Source organism: Rhodoluna sp., from assembly GCF_044239955.1.
Lineage (GTDB): Bacteria > Actinomycetota > Actinomycetes > Actinomycetales > Microbacteriaceae > Rhodoluna.
This window is the reverse complement of sequence record NZ_JBIIAL010000007.1, coordinates 22,610-40,858: the sequence shown is the minus strand read 5'-3', so window position 1 is coordinate 40,858 and position 18,249 is coordinate 22,610. Positions and strand designations below refer to the sequence as shown.

15 protein-coding genes and 1 tRNA gene are annotated in these 18,249 nt (G+C 49.8%); 8 read left to right on the top strand and 8 right to left on the bottom strand.

Going from position 1 to position 18,249, the window contains the following annotated elements; translation table 11 throughout:
* Nucleotides 1–19: 19 nt before the first annotated feature.
* Together AC9UFE_RS03905 and AC9UFE_RS03900 are read right to left on the bottom strand one after the other, a co-directional pair.
* Nucleotides 20–1,108 (bottom strand): fatty acid desaturase family protein, encoded by a 1,089-nt coding sequence (locus AC9UFE_RS03905; RefSeq protein ID WP_509545823.1) that lies wholly within the window; start codon nucleotides 1,106–1,108, stop codon nucleotides 20–22.
* Between the two features lie 74 nt (nucleotides 1,109–1,182).
* A complete protein-coding gene (locus AC9UFE_RS03900) occupies nucleotides 1,183–1,653 on the bottom strand; it encodes a DUF3817 domain-containing protein (RefSeq protein ID WP_509545821.1) in 471 nt (156 codons plus the stop codon).
* A gap of 136 nt (nucleotides 1,654–1,789) precedes the next feature.
* On the opposite strand from AC9UFE_RS03900, the gene gcvT reads away from it, so the two are divergent.
* The 3 genes from gcvT to gcvP are packed head-to-tail and all read left to right on the top strand — an operon-like array spanning nucleotide 1,790 to nucleotide 6,134.
* On the top strand, nucleotides 1,790–2,890 hold the full coding sequence (gene gcvT, locus AC9UFE_RS03895; RefSeq protein ID WP_509545819.1) for a glycine cleavage system aminomethyltransferase GcvT: 1,101 nt from the start codon (nucleotides 1,790–1,792) through the stop codon (nucleotides 2,888–2,890).
* Nucleotides 2,891–2,911: 21 nt separating this feature from the next.
* A complete protein-coding gene (gcvH, locus tag AC9UFE_RS03890; RefSeq protein ID WP_509545817.1) occupies nucleotides 2,912–3,286 on the top strand; it encodes a glycine cleavage system protein GcvH in 375 nt (124 codons plus the stop codon).
* Nucleotides 3,287–3,296: 10 nt separating this feature from the next.
* On the top strand, nucleotides 3,297–6,134 hold the full coding sequence (gene gcvP, locus AC9UFE_RS03885) for an aminomethyl-transferring glycine dehydrogenase (protein ID WP_509545815.1): 2,838 nt from the start codon (nucleotides 3,297–3,299) through the stop codon (nucleotides 6,132–6,134).
* On the opposite strand, the gene AC9UFE_RS03880 is transcribed toward gcvP, so the two are convergent.
* The 3 genes from AC9UFE_RS03880 to AC9UFE_RS03870 all read right to left on the bottom strand — a co-directional run bounded on the left by AC9UFE_RS03880 (nucleotide 6,131) and on the right by AC9UFE_RS03870 (nucleotide 8,979).
* Nucleotides 6,131–6,793: an aquaporin gene (locus AC9UFE_RS03880; RefSeq protein WP_509545813.1), complete on the bottom strand. Its 663-nt coding sequence runs from the start codon at nucleotides 6,791–6,793 to the stop codon at nucleotides 6,131–6,133. The two genes, gcvP and AC9UFE_RS03880, sit on opposite strands and share 4 nt — an antisense overlap.
* Before the next feature lie 82 nt (nucleotides 6,794–6,875).
* Nucleotides 6,876–7,919, bottom strand: a complete 1,044-nt coding sequence (locus AC9UFE_RS03875) for an LLM class flavin-dependent oxidoreductase (RefSeq protein ID WP_509545811.1) — start codon at nucleotides 7,917–7,919, stop codon at nucleotides 6,876–6,878.
* A 67-nt stretch (nucleotides 7,920–7,986) separates the two neighbouring features.
* A complete protein-coding gene (locus AC9UFE_RS03870) occupies nucleotides 7,987–8,979 on the bottom strand; it encodes an alpha/beta fold hydrolase (protein WP_509545809.1) in 993 nt (330 codons plus the stop codon).
* Between the two features lie 143 nt (nucleotides 8,980–9,122).
* On the opposite strand from AC9UFE_RS03870, the gene AC9UFE_RS03865 reads away from it, so the two are divergent.
* From AC9UFE_RS03865 to AC9UFE_RS03845, 5 genes are all read left to right on the top strand, one after another.
* Entirely contained in the window at nucleotides 9,123–12,338 is a 3,216-nt protein-coding gene (locus AC9UFE_RS03865) for an efflux RND transporter permease subunit (protein WP_509545807.1), read from the top strand.
* 12 nt (nucleotides 12,339–12,350) lie between these two features.
* A complete protein-coding gene (gene orn / locus AC9UFE_RS03860) occupies nucleotides 12,351–12,947 on the top strand; it encodes an oligoribonuclease (protein WP_509545805.1) in 597 nt (198 codons plus the stop codon).
* A gap of 44 nt (nucleotides 12,948–12,991) precedes the next feature.
* Nucleotides 12,992–13,067 (top strand) — tRNA-His (locus AC9UFE_RS03855).
* A gap of 41 nt (nucleotides 13,068–13,108) precedes the next feature.
* On the top strand, nucleotides 13,109–14,017 hold the full coding sequence (locus AC9UFE_RS03850) for a pseudouridine-5'-phosphate glycosidase (RefSeq protein ID WP_509545803.1): 909 nt from the start codon (nucleotides 13,109–13,111) through the stop codon (nucleotides 14,015–14,017).
* A complete protein-coding gene (locus tag AC9UFE_RS03845) occupies nucleotides 14,014–14,883 on the top strand; it encodes a carbohydrate kinase family protein (protein ID WP_509545801.1) in 870 nt (289 codons plus the stop codon). Before AC9UFE_RS03850 ends, AC9UFE_RS03845 begins: the two co-directional genes overlap by 4 nt.
* A 64-nt stretch (nucleotides 14,884–14,947) precedes the next feature.
* Here the strand turns inward: AC9UFE_RS03845 and gatB are convergent, their stop codons facing one another.
* From gatB to gatC, 3 genes are read right to left on the bottom strand one after another with little or no spacing between them, the layout of a single operon-like run.
* The gene (gene gatB, locus AC9UFE_RS03840; RefSeq protein WP_509545799.1) at nucleotides 14,948–16,453 is read right to left on the bottom strand and encodes an Asp-tRNA(Asn)/Glu-tRNA(Gln) amidotransferase subunit GatB; all 1,506 of its coding nucleotides are present in this window, start codon (nucleotides 16,451–16,453) and stop codon (nucleotides 14,948–14,950) included.
* Nucleotides 16,453–17,952 carry an Asp-tRNA(Asn)/Glu-tRNA(Gln) amidotransferase subunit GatA gene (gene gatA, locus AC9UFE_RS03835; RefSeq protein WP_509545797.1) on the bottom strand — a complete coding sequence of 500 codons (1,500 nt, stop codon included), beginning with the start codon at nucleotides 17,950–17,952 and terminating at the stop codon, nucleotides 16,453–16,455. The genes gatB and gatA overlap by 1 nt, the downstream gene beginning before the upstream one ends.
* The gene (gene gatC, locus AC9UFE_RS03830) at nucleotides 17,953–18,249 is read right to left on the bottom strand and encodes an Asp-tRNA(Asn)/Glu-tRNA(Gln) amidotransferase subunit GatC (protein WP_509545795.1); all 297 of its coding nucleotides are present in this window, start codon (nucleotides 18,247–18,249) and stop codon (nucleotides 17,953–17,955) included.

Sequence of the window (18,249 nt, the reverse complement as noted above, 5' to 3'; positions counted from 1 at the left end):
GCGCCAGGTGTAAGAAGCTTTAGTTTCGTGGCCTCAGGGTTGCTACCATCGGGCAAACAAAAGGGTCGGAGTTTTTGCTTAGACCAACATTGTTTAGGTACTTCATAATCGCCACGTAGCTAGAAAGTAAGTTCATCTCAACTAGTGGCACGGAGTGCTCCTTGCAGTAATCAAGAACAATCTTGTGTGCTCTTTTTAGGTAAGGCCTTGCCATCGACGGGAACAGGTGGTGTTCCACCTGATAGTTCAGTCCCCCCATTAAGTTGTCTGTTAGCCAACTACCTCTAATGTTCCTGCTGGTAAGAACTTGCCTTGTGAAGAAGTCAATCTTTGCGTCGCGCTCGACTAGCGGCATTCCTTTGTGATTTGGTGCGAAGGCTGCTCCCATAAAGAATCCAAAGATCATCATCATGAAGACCCAAAGGGCTATGGCCCAGGCCCAGCCAAACAAAATTGCGAAGACCAGATAAGGAGCAATCTGGCGAATCATCATCAAACCAAATTCCAAGAACCTGGTTCCAATCTTGCGCTCTTTGTATTTCAAGCCAGCGAAGCTGTCAACCAATAGGTCAAATCCGGTAAACAAAAGAAGTAGTGGGAACAAGTAGCCCTGTCGCTCAGTTAGCCAGCGCTCTATCCCTTTTTTGGCATCCCTTGATTCGGGAGTGAAGCTAAGAACTCTGATGGCGATGTCTGGATCTTCGCCGATTTGGTTTGGCTTTTGGTGATGCTTGTTGTGCTTGCGAAGCCAGAACCCATAACTTAAACCCGCGAAAAGATTTGCCAACACCAAACCAAACCAGTCGTTGGCTTTATTGCTGCGGAAGATCTGTCTGTGCGCTGCCTCGTGGGCAATAAAGCCGTATTGAGCCGAGACAATTCCGAGCAGCCCCACAAATAAGAAAGCTAAGAGAATAAAGATTGTGCTTTGGTCCACCAATGTAGAGATGTAACCACCCAGGACCCAGAGGCCTGCCGAGATGATTGATATGGCAATTAGGCGAATGATGTAAAAACTTGGTTTTTTCTCGAGTAACCCAGCGTTTCTCACGCGGTGCATGATCTCGGCAAACTGAGTTGGGGCTTGAATGCCAGTCATTACGCTCATTAGCCAAGTGTATGTGGCCGTTGAATCAATTCAGCCAGAAAGTCTCAAGTCTCAGGAAAAAGCTCCTGTAAGTTCTAGTTTCCCCACTCCCCCGGAGGGCCAAGCCAGAGCAAGAAGGAAAACAGGGCAATTACGGACACAACGAGGGTCAAAACCAAAATAATCGGGTGGTTGATAAACCAACGAAATAGCTGGTCAAATTTGGTGTTATCCGAAGGGTTCTTGGACTTCTCGGTTCGCCATTCGCCATCAAGCTGCTTACGCTTCTCGAGATACTTTTCAAATGGCACGGTCGCAAAAGGAACGATTGCGAGCATCACGGCGACAGTGCCGCGAACAATTGGCCAGCGCTGATTCACGGCCACTAGGACTGCGGTAGCGGAGTAGCCGATGAAGGCAAAGCCGTGGGTAGCACCGGCAATAAAGAAGATGTTGGAAGCCAGACCTATTGTTTCCCGGGCGATGATGGCTGCAATAAGCAAACCCCAGGTCATCATTTCAATAAGTGCAAAGGTTCCAAATATGGCTTTAGGAGTTCCGTTCATCCTTCAAGCCTATTGGCCCAACTAGCGAAAGGTTGCATCGATAGGTGATCGCCCCAAAATACTCGAGGTCATCTTCCGTCCTATGCCTGGCGAAGCTCTGGTCAAAAACGACAAAATTCTGCCTTAGATTAGTCTCATGAAATCCATTGCACTCAGGCAAAAACACGCCAATCTTGGCGCTAGCTTCACCGACTTTGGTGGCTGGGAAATGCCGGTCAGGTACAGCTCTGATCTAGCCGAGCACGAAGCGGTTCGAACCAAAGCGGGCCTATTCGACATCTCCCACATGGGTGAGATCTTCATCGAGGGCAAAGACGCCGCTAGCTTTCTTGACTACGCCCTAGTTGGAGCCGCCTCAGAAATTGCAGTTGGAAGAGCCAAGTACTCTCTAATCTGCAACGAAGCAGGCGGAATCATTGATGACCTGATTGTCTATCGCCTCGGAGATGCTAGCTACCTGGTGGTAGCAAATGCTTCTAATAAAGATGTAGTGTTCGGAGCATTTCAGAACCGAGTAGCAGGCTTTGATGCTGAGGTAAGAGACGAAAGTGACTCTTGGGTGCTACTTGCTATTCAAGGGCCTAGATCTGTTGAGATTCTTGGGGAAATTACTTCTGCCCCGCTCTCAGACTTGAAGTATTACGCGATATCAGAGGCCAAGATTGCAGATTTTGATTGCTGGCTTGCTCGAACTGGTTATACCGGAGAAGACGGCTTCGAGATTTACATCCCAGTGGCGGCAGCAGAAAAGGTGTTTGATGCCCTTATGGACGCTGGATCAAAGTTTGATTTGATGCCAACCGGGCTCGCCTGCCGCGACACCCTCAGGCTCGAGGCTGGCATGCCACTTTATGGCCACGAGATGAACCAAGATGTGAACCCATACCAAGCTGGTTTTGGCAAGGTGGTTCGCATCGACAAGCCCGGTGATTTCGTTGGAAAAACGGCTCTGACAAAGATTTCAGAATCTAAGCCATTGAAGGTGCTAGTTGGCCTTGCCGGAGAAGGTAAGAGAGCAGCTAGAGCTGATTACGAGGTTTTTCCAGAGGGTTCAGAAACGTCTATGGGAGTGATCACCTCAGGAGCACTCTCTCCAACCCTTGGCTATCCAGTAGCCATGGCAATGGTCGGGGCCGATTTTGTTGAAATTGGGACCTCAGTTAGCGTTGACATCAGAGGAACAAAGGCAACTTATAAAGTAGTAAAACTTCCCTTCTATAAGAGAACGAACAACTAGCAAAGTAAAGGAATATGGCTGATGACTAATCCCGAGAGCCTTCACTACACCAAAGAGCACGAGTGGCTATCCATCGATGGCGATGTGGCCACCGTTGGAATCACCGAATATGCGGCCGAGAAGCTAGGAGACATCGTCTTTGTTGACCTGCCCAAGCTTGGTAGCTCGACTACTTATATGAAAATTTGCGGCGAAATTGAATCCACCAAGAGTGTCGGAGAGCTTTACGCCCCGGTAGATGGTGAAATAGTGGCAGTAAATGACAGCGTCACTGCAGCACCAGAACTAGTAAACCAGGACCCAATGGGTGCCGGATGGTTGATCAAGATCAAATTCACAGAACTACCCGCTTTGCTAACCCATGAAGAATACGCTCAACTAACCAACGAGGGGTAACTACCAACAAATGCTTCCTGGGCACAAAGATTTCAAGTACCGACACATCGGTCCTACCCCTCAAGAACAATCTGAAATGCTCAAGCAGCTTGGCTACTCATCCCTAGACAAGCTGATGGCAACCGCTTTGCCAAAAGCAATTCAGTTCAAGGGTGATGGAAAACTTCCTGATCCGCTCTCAGAAGCAGACACCCTAAAAGCTCTCCGCGTGCACGCGAACAACAACAAGGTCACCACAAGTTTGATTGGTCAGGGTTACTACGGAACCCTGACTCCTTCTGTTATCAAGCGAAACGTTTTGGAAAACCCTTCCTGGTATACCGCTTACACTCCCTACCAGCCAGAAATTTCTCAGGGACGCCTAGAAGCAATCATCAACTTCCAGACTATGGTTAACGACCTAACTGGCATGAAGACCGCTAACGCATCCATGCTTGACGAGTCAACGGCTGCCGCCGAAGCAATGCTGCTTGCAAGAAGAGGATCATCCAGTGAAAGCAAGATTTTCTATGTTGACAGCGACTGCTTCCCTCAGACCAAGGCTCTTTTGGAGCACCGAGCAGCTCCCGTTGGAATTGAAATTGCATACTTTGAGGCAAACAAAGGTGCCGCGGGTCTAGCTGGCGAATACTTTGGCGTCTTGGTTCAGTACCCAGGATCATCTGGAAACTTAACTGATCTCAAGCCGATCTTCGCAGCCGCCAAGAAAGTCTCTGCGCTTTCGGTGGCAGTTGCCGACCTATTGGCTCTTTGTTTAATTGAATCTCCTGGCAGTGCTGGAGCGGACATCTCCGTTGGCACCACCCAGCGCTTTGGTGTTCCAATGGGCTTTGGCGGACCACACGCTGGTTACCTTGCAGTTCGCGATGATCTTGAGCGCTCAATGCCAGGAAGACTCGTTGGAGTATCAGTTGACGCAGGCGGCGCACCTGCGTACCGACTAACTCTGCAAACGCGTGAGCAGCACATCCGCCGTGAGCGAGCAACATCTAACATCTGTACCGCTCAGGTTTTGCTCGCCGTTATGGCTGGCATGTACGCCGTGTACCACGGTCCAAAAGGACTGCGCTCTATTGCGCTCGAAGTTCATCACAAGACTCTTGCTTTGGCTGAGGCTCTCAAAAAAGCCGGGCTAACAGTTTCACCGAATGAGTTCTTCGACACCTTCCAGGTGACGGTTCCAAGCTCTAAAACTGTTTATGAATCCGCTAGAAATCATGACATTACGATGTTGGTTCTTGATGACAAAACTGTTGGCGTTTCTATTGATGAAACCATCGATGGCGAGATGCTCAACAAAATTGCAGCTGCCTTCGGCGCCGGCAAGGTTGACTACGTCTTCAATTCTTCAGCTACCACGAAGCTAGGAACACTTTCTCGCAAGGATCAGTACCTAAGCCACCAGGTTTTCAACTCTCACCATTCCGAAACTGCAATGCTTCGCTACCTAAAGCGTCTTGCTGACTACGACTACGCACTAGATCGTGGGATGATCCCACTTGGCTCTTGCACCATGAAGCTTAACTCCACAACCGAAATGGAAGCAGTCACCTGGCCAGAGTTTGGCAACATGCATCCATTTGCTCCTAAAGAAGATGTTGCAGGGTATCTGAACCTAATCGAAGAGCTGACCGGTTGGCTCTGCGATGTAACTGGTTACGATGCGGTTTCACTGCAGCCAAACGCTGGAAGCCAGGGAGAACTAGCTGGTCTTATGGCTATCCGCGGTTATCACCTATCTAGAGGAGATAGCCAGCGAGAAGTTTGTTTGATTCCTTCCTCTGCTCACGGAACCAACGCAGCATCTGCGATCTTGGCGGGTATGAAGGTAGTGGTTGTTGCCTGTGACGAACTGGGTAACGTAGACCTAGAAGACATCAAGCAGAAGATCGCTGAAGCGAGCGACAAGCTATCAGCTCTGATGGTTACCTATCCTTCTACCCACGGTGTTTACGAAGAAGCTATCGCTGACATTTGCGACATGGTGCACGCAGCCGGTGGTCAGGTTTACATTGATGGCGCTAACACCAACGCTGTAGTTGGCTACGCAAAGTTTGGACTTTTGGGTGGAGATGTATCGCACCTGAACCTACATAAAACCTTCTGCATCCCTCACGGTGGCGGTGGCCCAGGTGTTGGTCCGGTAGCAGCTAGGGCTCACTTGGCTCCTTTCTTGCCGGGACACTCGCTGGCTCAGATAGAGCTTCCTAACTTTGGCCCTATCTCTGGAGCCCCTTTTGGTTCAGCTTCGATCCTTCCTATTTCATGGGCATACATTCGCATGATGGGTAACCAGAGCTTGCGAGATGCAACCTCGGTTGCCGTGTTGTCAGCCAACTACGTAGCTCTAAAGCTAAAAGATCACTTCCCGCTGCTTTATACCGGTAATGCTGGGTTGATTGCTCACGAGTGCATCATCGATATTCGTGGAATCACAAAAGACACCGGAGTAAGCGTTGACGACGTTGCGAAGCGACTGATTGACTACGGTTTTCACGCTCCAACAATGAGCTTCCCAGTTTCTGGAACACTAATGATTGAGCCAACGGAGTCAGAGCCAAAGCAGGAAGTCGATCGTTTCATCGACGCCATGATTGCCATCAAGAATGAGATCAACCAGCTCGGTGCTGGCACGTGGAGCCCAGAAGATAACCCACTACGCCAAGCCCCTCACACTGCAAAGATCTTGACCGAAGAGTGGAACCACCCCTACTCACGCGAGCTAGCGGTGTTCCCTGTTAAGTCGCAGCATTTGTGGAAGTACTGGCCAAAGGTTAGAAGAGTTGACTCGGTTTATGGAGATCGTAACTTGGTGTGCTCGTGCCCACCACCGGAAGCTTTCGCCTAAAGCTTCTTTTTGCTGCTAGCCAAGGTTTTGGCTAGAACTATTCCAAGTGCTGCTCCAAGTAGTTGCGCAATTACAAAACTTGGGACCGACTGCGGTCCGATACCCGCAAAACTGTCAGTGAAGATTCTTCCCACGGTAACAGCTGGGTTTGCAAATGACGTTGAAGATGTAAAGAAGTATGCTGAGCCAATCCAGGCTGGAACAGCAACTGCTATCAGCTCGGTTCGTTTGGTTTGAATCAAGTTCAAAATGATAAACACCAGCCCTGCGGTAGCAACAACCTCGCCGATGGCAGCTCCCTCGCTTGCCATCGGCTTACTCGATACCTGGATGGCTTCGGACCCGAACATCACGTTAGCAAGTACTGCTCCGGCGACTGCCCCCGCAAATTGGCTAACAAGATAGGGAGCCACAGTTACAGCCTTGGCTCTCTGGTCGATAGCCAGGGCCATCGAAACAACTGGGTTGAAATGGGCTCCGCTTACTGGGCCAAGAGTGAGGATTAGCAGACCAAGAGCCAAAGTGGTAGATAGTGCGTTTGCGATAAGGGCTACTAGTAGATCTCCCGAGAGATTACTTCCCATGATTCCAGAGCCAACTATGGCTGTAACAAGAAGTGCAGTTCCTAAAAACTCTGCGAACAATGCCTTGTAATTCATGCTGGCCCTAACTAAGTGTCTAACTGGTCAGTATTTAGGCTAGCTCAGCAAAGATAAATGCCTGGCTAGCGACAAGCAGGACTTATTTGCTCGCTAGAGACTCAGCAAGAATTTGTCTCACCATGGGAACAACTTCAGTTCCTAGTAGTTCAATTGAACTCATGAGCTTGGAGTGTGGCATTGGTCCTGTTGAGTACTTCAGGTCAAAGCGGTTAGCCCCAACTGACTGCAGTGCGTAAGCGATTTTCTTGGCAACTGTTTCAGGTGAACCTACATAGAGGCTTCCGTTGTAGACCTCATTCAAATAGTGATCTTTAGTCATTGGGCCCCAGCCTCGTTCTCTTCCAATGCGACCAAAGCTTGATTCGTAGCTTGGCCAAAGTTCTTCAATTGCCTGCTCATCCGTTGTTGCAATGTGACCTGGTGAGTGAATAGAAATCTCACGAACCTCGTTGCCAAAGTGCTCCATCTGCTCGTGATACAACTTCGCATACGGATAGAACCTTGCAGGGTCTCCCCCAATAATTGCTAATGCCAGATTGGCATTTAGCCTGGCGGCGCGAATAACACTCTCTGGAGAACCACCAACACCTACTCGAAGAGGAATCTGGCCGCGCTCGGTTTTTGGATACACCTCTTGATTTACTAGCGGCGGCCTGATCGATCCTGACCAGTTAACCGGTCCTTCTTTGAGAAGCTCAACGAGCATTTCAAGTTTCTGTTCGAACAATTCTGCGTAACTAGATAGCTCGTAACCAAACAGTGGGAACGACTCGGTAAAGGATCCTCTTCCGGCGGTTATCTCAGCGCGGCCGTTTGATAAGCCATCGAGGGTGGCAAAGCGCTGGTAAACCCGAATTGGATCTTCCGAGGACAAGACCGTAACACCAGATCCGAGAGTAATTCTGTTGGTTTTGGTAGCGATACCGGCAAGGACTGTGTCTGGGGCAGTTACCGCAAAGTCATCGCGGTGGTGCTCCCCGATGTTGAAATTATCTAAGCCAACCTCTTCGGCTAGAACCGCTTCCTCGACAACGTTTCGAAGAACTTGCCCGGCAGTTTCAGGCGTGCCGTCGTCTTTTAGGGTCATGTCCCCGAAAGTATCTAGGCCGAACTTGATGTCCACTCTTTAGTTTCCTTCTTCTCGTCTATCGCTTAGAGGTCAACCAATTGCTATCTATTTTGTTCCCAAACTACCTAGAAAGGCTGTTCCAGTATTCATCAACTGCCTGCATGGTCTCTATTGGGTTCTCCTCTTGAGCAAGATGACCTGATCGTGGGATTACAACCAAGCTTGAGCCCTCAATCATGGTTGCGAGCGCCTCGGTATCGGCGGTTGCCACAACAACGTCGGTGTCTCCAGTTATAAGAAGTGTTGGAATCTTGATTTCGGATAACCGGTCTTTGACATCAAAGCTTCGCGGGGCTCGGTTAAACTCCCAGAAGCCTTCTTCCCAGCCGATGATATCTAGCGGGGCTCGGTATCCCGCTTTGATCTCATCGGTGATCTTCGACTTATCGAACCAAGACCGATCCAGTAGATCCTTGCCACTAGAGGCAATTGAGGAAACAAGTAATGGTCCAAGGTGATCTAATTGCGGGATGCTATAGATCCAGTTGAATCCAGAAGGTGATCCGCCAGTGGTTAGTATCGCAGGAGATATCAAAACAAGACCAGTAACAGCACCTGGGTTATCCACCACATACTGAGCCGCTTGTGTTCCTCCAGCGGAGTGTCCGACCAGATAGACATCTCTATTTGCCGCATAGGTCTGAATTAGCTCATCAAGAATTAAATCGTTACCGGCTGAACCGTATGGGTTCTCTCCTTCCCAGCTAGTTGGTCTTTCCGTGAAACCAAAGCCTGGCCGATCATAAGCAATGACATCTCCGTAGGCACTTAGTGGCTCCGAGACAAAGCGGTAGGAAAACGTATTAGCCCCAAACCCATGCAGCAAGATAAACACCGGCGGGTTATCGCAAATAGCTTCCTCTTGGCAATCAAATTCGGTTACATCAATGTAAACGTCTATGCCTTCGGCCTTGGCGAAGGTTGCCTGGGCTCCTGCTGCTTCTTGATAGGTCTTGGTTCCGCTGGTTTCAACGGGGATAAGGAAAGGAACGATTAGGGCGGCTACCAGTAGTCCAAGCAACGCTCGAGAAAGGAACTTCAGGGCTTTTTTCACCCCTTCAGCCTACGCCCGAGCCCTGAGCACAAGGCAAGTTACTGGGAAGTGCCTGAAAGCTTGGGTAAAGCTTTTGCTACCTTGCCCGATAGGTGGTTTGCTTAGTAGGTACAAAAACCCACCACTTAATTTAGGGGACATCTTTGTTTAGACTCTCAACCGCTTCTCTTGCCAACCGCTCAGTTGTGGGGCTTTTGACCATAATCCTCACTGTTGGTGGCTTGATCTCTCTAGGGTCCTTAAAGCAAGAGCTGCTCCCCTCTTTCGAGGTGCCACAGGCTTCAATCGTTACCGCTTACCCCGGTGCATCCCCGGAAGTTGTCGACGCTCAAGTTTCTTCGATTATCGAAGACGAGGTCAGGATTCTAAAGAACCTAGTAAACGTCACATCAACCTCGAGAGCCAACGTCTCGGTTGTTCGCGTGGAGTTTGATTTTGGGGTTACAACCGCCCAGGTTGAAGAAGAGTTAAACCGAGTTGTTGCAAATGTTCAAGACTCGCTACCTGCCGATGTTGAACCAAGGGTTATCTCTGGTTCTTTTGATAGCGTCCCAATTATTGTCTTGTCTGTTGCCTCAACAACCGGTGACAACGAAGCTATTTCTGAAGTCTTGGAAGACATCGCTGTTCCGATTTTGTCCCAAGTTCCAGGCATTCAGGAAATCACGGTAGCGGGAGGAAAAAAGAAGCAGATCACTCTTGATCTTAGAACTAGCGTGCTAGCTGCAAATGGACTATCTCAAACCTCGATAACCAATGCACTAAGAGCTAATGGATTTATTCTTCCAGCCGGATCAATCACTGACACCGAGGGGGAACTCCAGATTGAAATTGGCACCAACGTCAACTCTCTTGAGGACTTTGAAAATCTACCCTTGATTCCCTCTGCCACATCTTTTAGTCAAATTCCAGCTGGGCTAGGTGGAGTTCCTGGAATTGTATCGACTCCTCGAATTTTGACCATTGGCGAAATTGCGGAAGTAACTTATGACTACGAGCCGGTTACATCTATTTCAAGAACCAATGGCCTTGATTCACTGGGCATCCAAGTTACAAAAACTCAAGAAGGTAACACCGTAGCCATTTCAAATGGTGTTGAAGCAAAAATTGATGAACTGGTCGAAAAACTAGGTGGCGATGTTGAGATCACTAAAGTTTTTGATCAGGGTCCTTTTGTTGAGAAGCAGCTTGAAAACCTAAGCATCGAAGGATCGCTCGGTCTCACCTTTGCAATTTTGATTATCTTGGTCTTTTTGACCTCGATTAGATCCACTTTGGTTACAGCAATCTCGATCCCAACTTCTCTACTGGTTACCTTTATCGGTCTTTGGGTTTCTGGCTACAGCCTGAACCTGTTTACCCTGAGCGCGCTAACTATTGCGGTTGGTCGAGTCGTGGACGACTCGATTGTGGTTATTGAAAACATCAACCGGCATCTTTCATATGGCGAGCCGAAAAAGCGCGCCATTATTGACGCCGTAAAAGAAGTTGCCGGAGCCATTACCTCGGCGACCATCACCACCGTTGCGGTATTCCTGCCGGTTGCCCTGGTTGGAGGAATTGTAGGAGAGCTCTTTAGACCGTTTAGCTTCAGCTTCACCATAGCCTTGCTGGCCTCGCTAGTGGTGTCCCTAACCATCGTTCCAGTGCTTGCTTACTGGTTCCTAAAAGCCCCAGTTAGCGAAGAGCAAAGCCTGAGAGAAAGCGCTAAGACTGCAGCAACCCGTATGGAGAAAGCTCGCAAGCTTGAAGAAGAGAAAGAAAAGCGCAGCTGGTTACAGCGCGGTTACATCCCGGTGCTAACCAAGACCCAAGCAAAGCCTGGGCTTACCCTGCTGGCAGCAGGTGCAATCTTGATGTTCACTTTCTCACTAGTTCCACAGCTAAAGACCGACTTCATCGGTGACTTTGGTGGAGACACTTTTGTGGTCCGCCAGGAACTACCAGCCGGCAGCACATTTGAACAGCGCAACGAAGCCTCCCGGATTGTTGAAGATCTCATCCTTGAGCAAGAAGGCGTTGAGACTGTTCTTGCAACCTTTGGTGGACGAGCCGATGGTCGAGTGAACTTCGGTGGTAACACCAATGCAACAACCATCCAAGTATCTGTAAGTAAAGACGCTGACAACACTGCGATCCAAGCTGCTGTCCAGGCGGAGTTTGATTCTCGTGATGACATTGGTGAAGTAACCCTTCCGCAAGGTGGCGGTGGCTTTGGTGGTTCCGGAACAATCGATATCAAACTCTCTGCTAATAGCGACGAAGCATTGTTTGCAGCGGTTGAGGAAGTCCGTTTAGGGATGCTTGAAGTTGAGGGGATCTCTGACATCTCATCTTCACTCTCTGAGCAACAGCGAACCCTCAAGATCACCGTTGACCGCTTGGCAGCAGCCAGAGCCGGACTAACCGAGATCCAAGTTTCCGGTATCGTTGCGGCAACCCTTCGACCAGGCTCGATTGGCGACGTGAACATTGACAACGAGTTAACTCCGATTTTCCTTGTTCAGGAGAACTCTCCGGCGACACTTGAAGAGATTCGTGACATTAGAATCCCTACGGCCACTGGAGTAATCTCATTGGACAGCATCGCTGACATCCAAGAAGTTCAGGCTCCGGTAGCAATCACAAGTGAAAAGGGTGACCGTGTGGCTACCGTCTCGCTAACGCCTGACTCCGATGACTTAGGTGCCGTAACTAGAGCAGTTACTGAAGCTCTGGATACCGTTGAACTGCCGATAGGGGCTAGCGCAAACATCGGTGGAGTATCTGCTGATCAAGCAGAGTCCTTTGGTCAGCTAGGGCTGGCCTTGCTAGCAGCGATTGCCATTGTTTACCTGGTTATGGTTGCCACCTTCAGCAGCTTGGTTCAGCCACTTATCTTGCTGATCTCAATCCCATTTGCCGCTACCGGTGCGCTGGGTCTACTACTAATAACCGATACTCCTTTGGGTGTGCCAGCACTTATTGGAATGCTACTTCTGGTTGGTGTGGTGGTCACAAATGCCATTGTGCTTATTGACCTGATAAATCAATACCGAAAGCAAGGCAAGTCGATTCAGCAGTCCATTATGGATGGATCAAGACAGCGTCTTCGCCCTATTTTGATGACAGCACTAGCAACAATATTTGCCCTTTCCCCACTAGCTTTTGGCATAACCGGTGGAGGATTTATTAGCCAGCCGTTGGCAATTGTTGTTATTGGTGGTTTGGTTTCTTCGACAGTACTGACCCTGGTTATTGTGCCAGTTCTTTACTGGCTCATCGAAGGACGTGCTGAGCGAAAGGTACTAAAGGCTAAAGCTAAAGGAAAGCGCAAGCCAAAGGCCAAGGCAAGAAAGCTAGTAGCGCTCAAACGCTAAGCTTTCTAAGTTATGAAGTCCTTGGAGAACTTAGTCTGGATTGACTGCGAGATGACCGGTCTCGACGTCGAAAAAGACTCATTGGTCGAGATTGCCGTTTTGGTAACTGACTCCGACCTAAACATTCTCGATGAGGCTGGGCTAAACGTTGTAATCAAACCAAGACCAGATTCACTTGCGCAAATGGGTGATTTTGTGACTCAAATGCACCAAGAGTCAGGACTCCTACCTCTGCTTGCCGATGGTCTAGAAATTGCAGACGCAGAACAAAAGATTCTGGATTACGTCAAAGGTTTCGCACCGGAGGTTAGAACCGCTCCACTGGCTGGAAACTCAATTGGCACCGACCGGATGTTCCTGAATCGCTATATGCCAAAACTCGATGCGCACCTGCACTATCGAAACATCGATGTCTCATCGGTGAAAGAACTAACAAGGCGCTGGTTCCCAAAGGTCTATTTCCAGCTACCGAAAAAATCAGGTGGCCACAGAGCCTTAGCTGACATTAGAGAGTCGATTGCGGAGCTTCGCTACTACCGTCAAACCGTCTTTGTTCCGCAGCCGGGCCCAGAGTCTGAAGCGGCCAAGCAAATAGCCGACCAGCTCTAAACGCAATAGAATATAGAAGCTTTGGGGCTAGCCCCAAAGACATGGTGGGTATAGCTCAGCTGGTAGAGCGCCTGGTTGTGGTCCAGGATGTCGCGGGTTCAAGTCCCGTTACTCACCCCAATAGATGATTTTCATCAAACAAAGAGAGCTAGCTTTATCTCATGACCTCATTCGTTCTCTCCCCCGAAGTTTCAGAGGCACTCGCTACTGGAAAGCCGGTTGTGGCACTGGAGTCAACAATCATCTCTCACGGTCTTCCAAGACCTAGAAACCTAGAAGCAGCCAAAGAATTCGAAGAAATTCTTAGATCCAGTGGCGTGATCCCAGCAACTATCGCCATTCTTGATGGAGTCCCACAGATTGGTCTTGACGCCAAAGGGATTGACCGGATTGCTAATGAGGATTTGGCAAAAGCCAGCGTTAGGGACATTCCGATTCTTGCGGCCAAGAAAGCATCCGGTGCTACAACTGTTGCCGCGACAGCGCACCTGGCAGCTCTTGCTGGAATCAGAGTCTTCGCAACTGGGGGCTTGGGTGGGGTGCACCGCGGGGCAATTGATACTTTCGATGAGTCTGCTGATCTTTCAACTCTCGCCGTAACCCCGATAACTGTTGTTTCCGCAGGGGTTAAGTCCGTGCTGGACATTCCGGCGACTCTCGAAAGATTAGAGACTTTATCAGTGCCAGTGATCGGCTACAAGACAAACAAGTTCCCAGCGTTTTGGCTAACTGACTCTGGTTACACCCTGGATTGGCACCTGGACTCAGCTGCAGAAATTGCAGCAGCAATGAAATCCCAAGACGAACTTGGACACGGTCAGGGAATCGTTATTGCCAATCCAATTCCTGTTGAGAAGCAGTGGGATCCAAAAGAGCACGATCGCGTGCTAGCAATTGCATTTGAAGCTGCTAAGAAAGCCGGTGTTACCGGCAAAGCGGTAACACCATTCTTGCTTGGGTTCATTGTTGAAGAATCTGGTGGCCGCTCTCTAGAAGTCAATCTCGATCTAGCAAGAAACAACGTGCGAGTTGCTGGCGAGATTGCGAAGGCTTGGACGGCAATTTCGTGAACAAGATCTTGGTTATCGGAGATGTAATCGAAGACCTAATAGTAATCCCAGAAGAAACCATTAGACCAAACACAGATACTAAAGCTCAGATTCAAAAGTCCATGGGGGGCCAAGCAGCTAACGTCGCCGCTTGGGTTGCGCACAAAGGAGCAGACGTTAGTTTTGTCGGCTGCGTTGGTAGCGCTGATGTTCTCAAACTGGAGCAGGATCTAAAGGCTCAGGGAATAAAGAGCCAGTTGCAAAAAAGTAATAAACCAACCGGATCGCTGGTAGTGCTAGTTGATGGACAGAGTAGATCAATGTTGACTGACCGCGGCGCAAACCAAGATTTGGATCTAGGGAAAGTAGAGACGACCGGTTTTGGAGTTATCTACGTTTCTGGCTACAGTTTGCTCGGAAGGTCACTTGAAGAAGTGTCAGCGTTCGCTGCCAAAGTGAAATCAACTGGTGCACTCTTAGCAATCGATCCTGGCTCCTACGGATTCATTAACGATCACGGTGTGGCTAGTTTTCGTGGACTGATTAGCCTTGCCGACATCGCCTTTCCGAACCAAGAAGAACAAGATCTTCTAGAGCTTTCAGGGCAAGTGCGACTCAACGTTGTTACCTCTGGTCACCTCGGAGCCAAGGCGTATAAAAGCGATGGCGGGTTTATAGAAGTAGCCTCCATAGGCTCAAACCTTGTGGACCCCACAGGAGCAGGAGATGCGTTTTGTGGAGGGTTCCTGGCTCAGCTAGTGAAAGAGCCTGGCTTTCAGCAGCTTTCTTCTGAAGTGGTAGCAAGTGCCCTCCGGGCCGGTGCAGAGGCTGGATCCAAGGCGGTAGAGACTATGGGAGCTAGGCCAGAAGTTCTCCCCAGCACATAGCCCCTAACCTTCAGGGAAAGCTTGAACTTATCCACAGGGTTATGCACCGCCCGAAAGGGCCAAATTAGCCCTCGGTGGCTCTTTGAATTACAAGCTCTCTGACCCTGGCAGCATCTGCGGAGCCAGACATGGCCTTCATAACGGCACCAATCACTGCCCCTGCAGCCTGTAGCTTTCCTTCTCGAATCTTTTCTAGAACATCTGGCTGCTCAGCAAGCACCTTATCTATTGCCGCAAGGAGTGCTCCATCGTCAGAAACAACTTCAAGACCTCGCGCAGCAACGATTGCTGCCGGGTCTCCCTCGCCTGCCAAGACTCCGGTTAGCACTTCACGGGCCAGTCGGTCGGTAAGTTTTCCCGATTCAACTAGTTCGGCAATTTGAGCAACCTGAACTGGAGTTATTGAAAGCTCAGTGATGTCTCTGTCTTCGCTGTTTGCAATCCTTGCGAGCTCGCCGGTCCACCACTTTCTAGCAGCTTGTGGCTTAGCTCCGGCTTTGACGGTTTCGTCAATCTCGTCGAGTAGGTCTGAGTTCACAACATCTCGGAACTCTAGTTCGCTAAAGCCCCAAAGTTCCATAAGTCTCTTGCGCCGAATCGCTGGCTTTTCAGGCAAGGTGGCTCGAATTTGTTCGATCCACTCTTTTGACGGCTGGATTGGCACAAGGTCTGGTTCAGGGAAGTAGCGGTAGTCATCAGCGTCTGATTTCGGTCGACCAGAAGAGGTTGCTCCGCGGTCTTCGTGCCAGTGACGGGTTTCTTGAATAATTGCAACGCCTTGTGAAAGTAGATGCGCCTGTCTTTGGATCTCATACTTCACAGCTCGTTCGATGCTACGAAGGGAGTTCACGTTCTTGGTTTCCGTTCTGGTGCCAAGCTTGACTTCGCCCTTTGGTCGAATTGAAACGTTCGCATCACAGCGAACGTTTCCTCTTTCCATACGAGCGTCAGACACCCCAAGGTTTTTTACAATTTCACGAATTGAGCGCACATACGCTGCCGCGAGCTCAGGTGCCTCATCGCCTGCGCCGTAGATTGGCTTAGTAACGATTTCAACAAGTGGCACACCAGCCCTGTTGAAATCAACCAGTGAATACTCAGCCCCCTGGATTCTTCCGGTGCTACCGCCAACGTGGGTTAGCTTTCCAGCGTCCTCTTCCATGTGAGCGCGTTCAATTTCAACGGTGAAGACTTTTCCAGAAGGAACTTCGATGTCGATCTTTCCCTCGAAGGCAATCGGCTCGTCATACTGTGAAGTCTGAAAGTTCTTGGCTAAATCTGGGTAGAAGTAATTCTTTCTGGCAAAACGGCCTGTTGCTGCGATCTCGCAATCCAGGGCAAGACCGATTTTGATTGAATTTTCAATTGCCTTGCCGTTTACGGCAGGCATTGCTCCTGGAAAGCCAAGGCAATTTGGACAAACGTTGGTGTTCGGCTCATCGCCAAAAACGTTTGCACAGCCACAAAACATCTTGGTGTTGGTGTTTAGCTCTACGTGAACTTCGAGTCCGATTACGACCTCGTAGGTCTCGAGTGCTTTCTGGTAATCCATTAGCTGGTCTTTGGCCATTAGTTCACCTTCAGCTCTGGAGCAAAATCCAACATCTTCTTGGACCACTTGGCTTCAAGTAGTTTTTCTAGCACCGCTCCGACTTTGTAAAGCCTTGCGTCCTCACGAGCTGGTGCTAGAAATTGTGCGCCGACTGGCAAGTTATCTTCTTTGGCAAGACCAACCGGAAGGCTCATGCCAGGAATTCCTGCCAGGTTGGCAGGAATGGTTGCAATGTCATTTAGATACATCGCAAGTGGGTCTTCCTGCTTCTCACCTAGTTTGAATGCGGTGGTTGGGGCGGTAGGGGAAACCAACACATCGGTTTTTTCAAATGCCTTTGCAAGATCAGCTTGAATAAGCGTTCTCACCTTTTGGGCACTGCCGTAGTAAGCGTCGTAGTAACCAGAAGAAAGTGCATATGTACCCAGGATGATTCTTCGCTTTACCTCTGGACCAAAGCCTGCCTCCCGGGTTGCCGACATTACCTTTTCAACCGTTGCGGCACCTTCTGGCATAACCCGAAGACCGAATCTAACTGAGTCAAACCGAGCCAGGTTTGAAGAAGCTTCTGCTGGCTGAATCAAGTAGTAAGCAGCGATTGCATACTGAAAGCTTGGGCAGCTGACCTCGACTATTTCAGCTCCAGCTGCAACTAGAAGATCCAGTGCCTCAGTGAATTTTTCAGAGACTCCTTTTTGGAAACCCTCACCGGTAAGTTCCTTGATGATTCCGATTCTTAAGCCCTTGACTGAATCGTTCTTGGCGGCTTCGGTCATTGAACCCAAGCCCTCAGGCAAAGAGGTGGCGTCCATAGGGTCGTGACCTGCGATCGCGTCTTGCAACATGGCCGCGTCCAGAACGTTTCTAGTTACTGGGCCAACCTGATCAAGCGAAGAACCAAGTGCAATCAATCCGTATCTTGAAACAGCTCCGTAGGTTGGCTTTACCCCGACGGTTCCAGTGACAGCGGCTGGGAATCTAATTGATCCACCGGTATCCGAACCGATTGCAAGCGGAGCTTGCATGGAAGCAACAGCCGAGGATGATCCACCGCCAGAACCACCTGGGGTGCGGGTTAGATCCCAAGGGTTCAATGAAGGCCCGTAGGCGGAGTTTTCAGTTGAGGAACCCATTGCAAATTCATCCAGGTTTGTTTTACCAAGTATCGGCATCTTGTTGGCAAGAATCTTTTTGACAACGGTGGCATCGTAGGGCGGCACCCAGCCCTGCAAGATCTTCGAACCTGCGGTTGTTGCAATTCCAATAGTTGCCAGGTTGTCCTTTACGGCAATTGGAACTCCCGCGAGCGCCGGAAGAGATTCACCCTTTGCTCTTTGGTCATCGACCTGCTTGGCTTGGGAAAGGGCTAACTCGTGGGTAACGGTGAGGTAGCTATTGATTTTCGTGTTTAGCTTGTCGATGTTTTCAAGCTGAGCTTTGGTTAGCTCAACCGAGGAAATCTCCTTGTTGGCCAGCATGCCGGCAAGCTCACTTGCGGATTTAGACAACAGAGTCATTTAGTCCTCATCCAAAATCGCGGAGACCTTGAACCGTCCGGAGTCGCTGTCAGCGGCTCCGGAAAGAGCCTGCTCCTGGGTGAGCGAAGGGGTGACAACATCGTCTCGGAAGACGTTGGCCATTGGAATTGGGTGGCTGGTGGCCACAATGTCCTGACTGGCAACCGCCTTGACGGTGGCCACCGAATCAACAATCAGGGCTAGTTGGCTCGCGAATTGGGCAACCTCGGCCTCGGTTACCTCTATACGGGCTAACCCAGCTAGGTGCCGGACCAGTTCGGGGGTGATTTCCGTCAT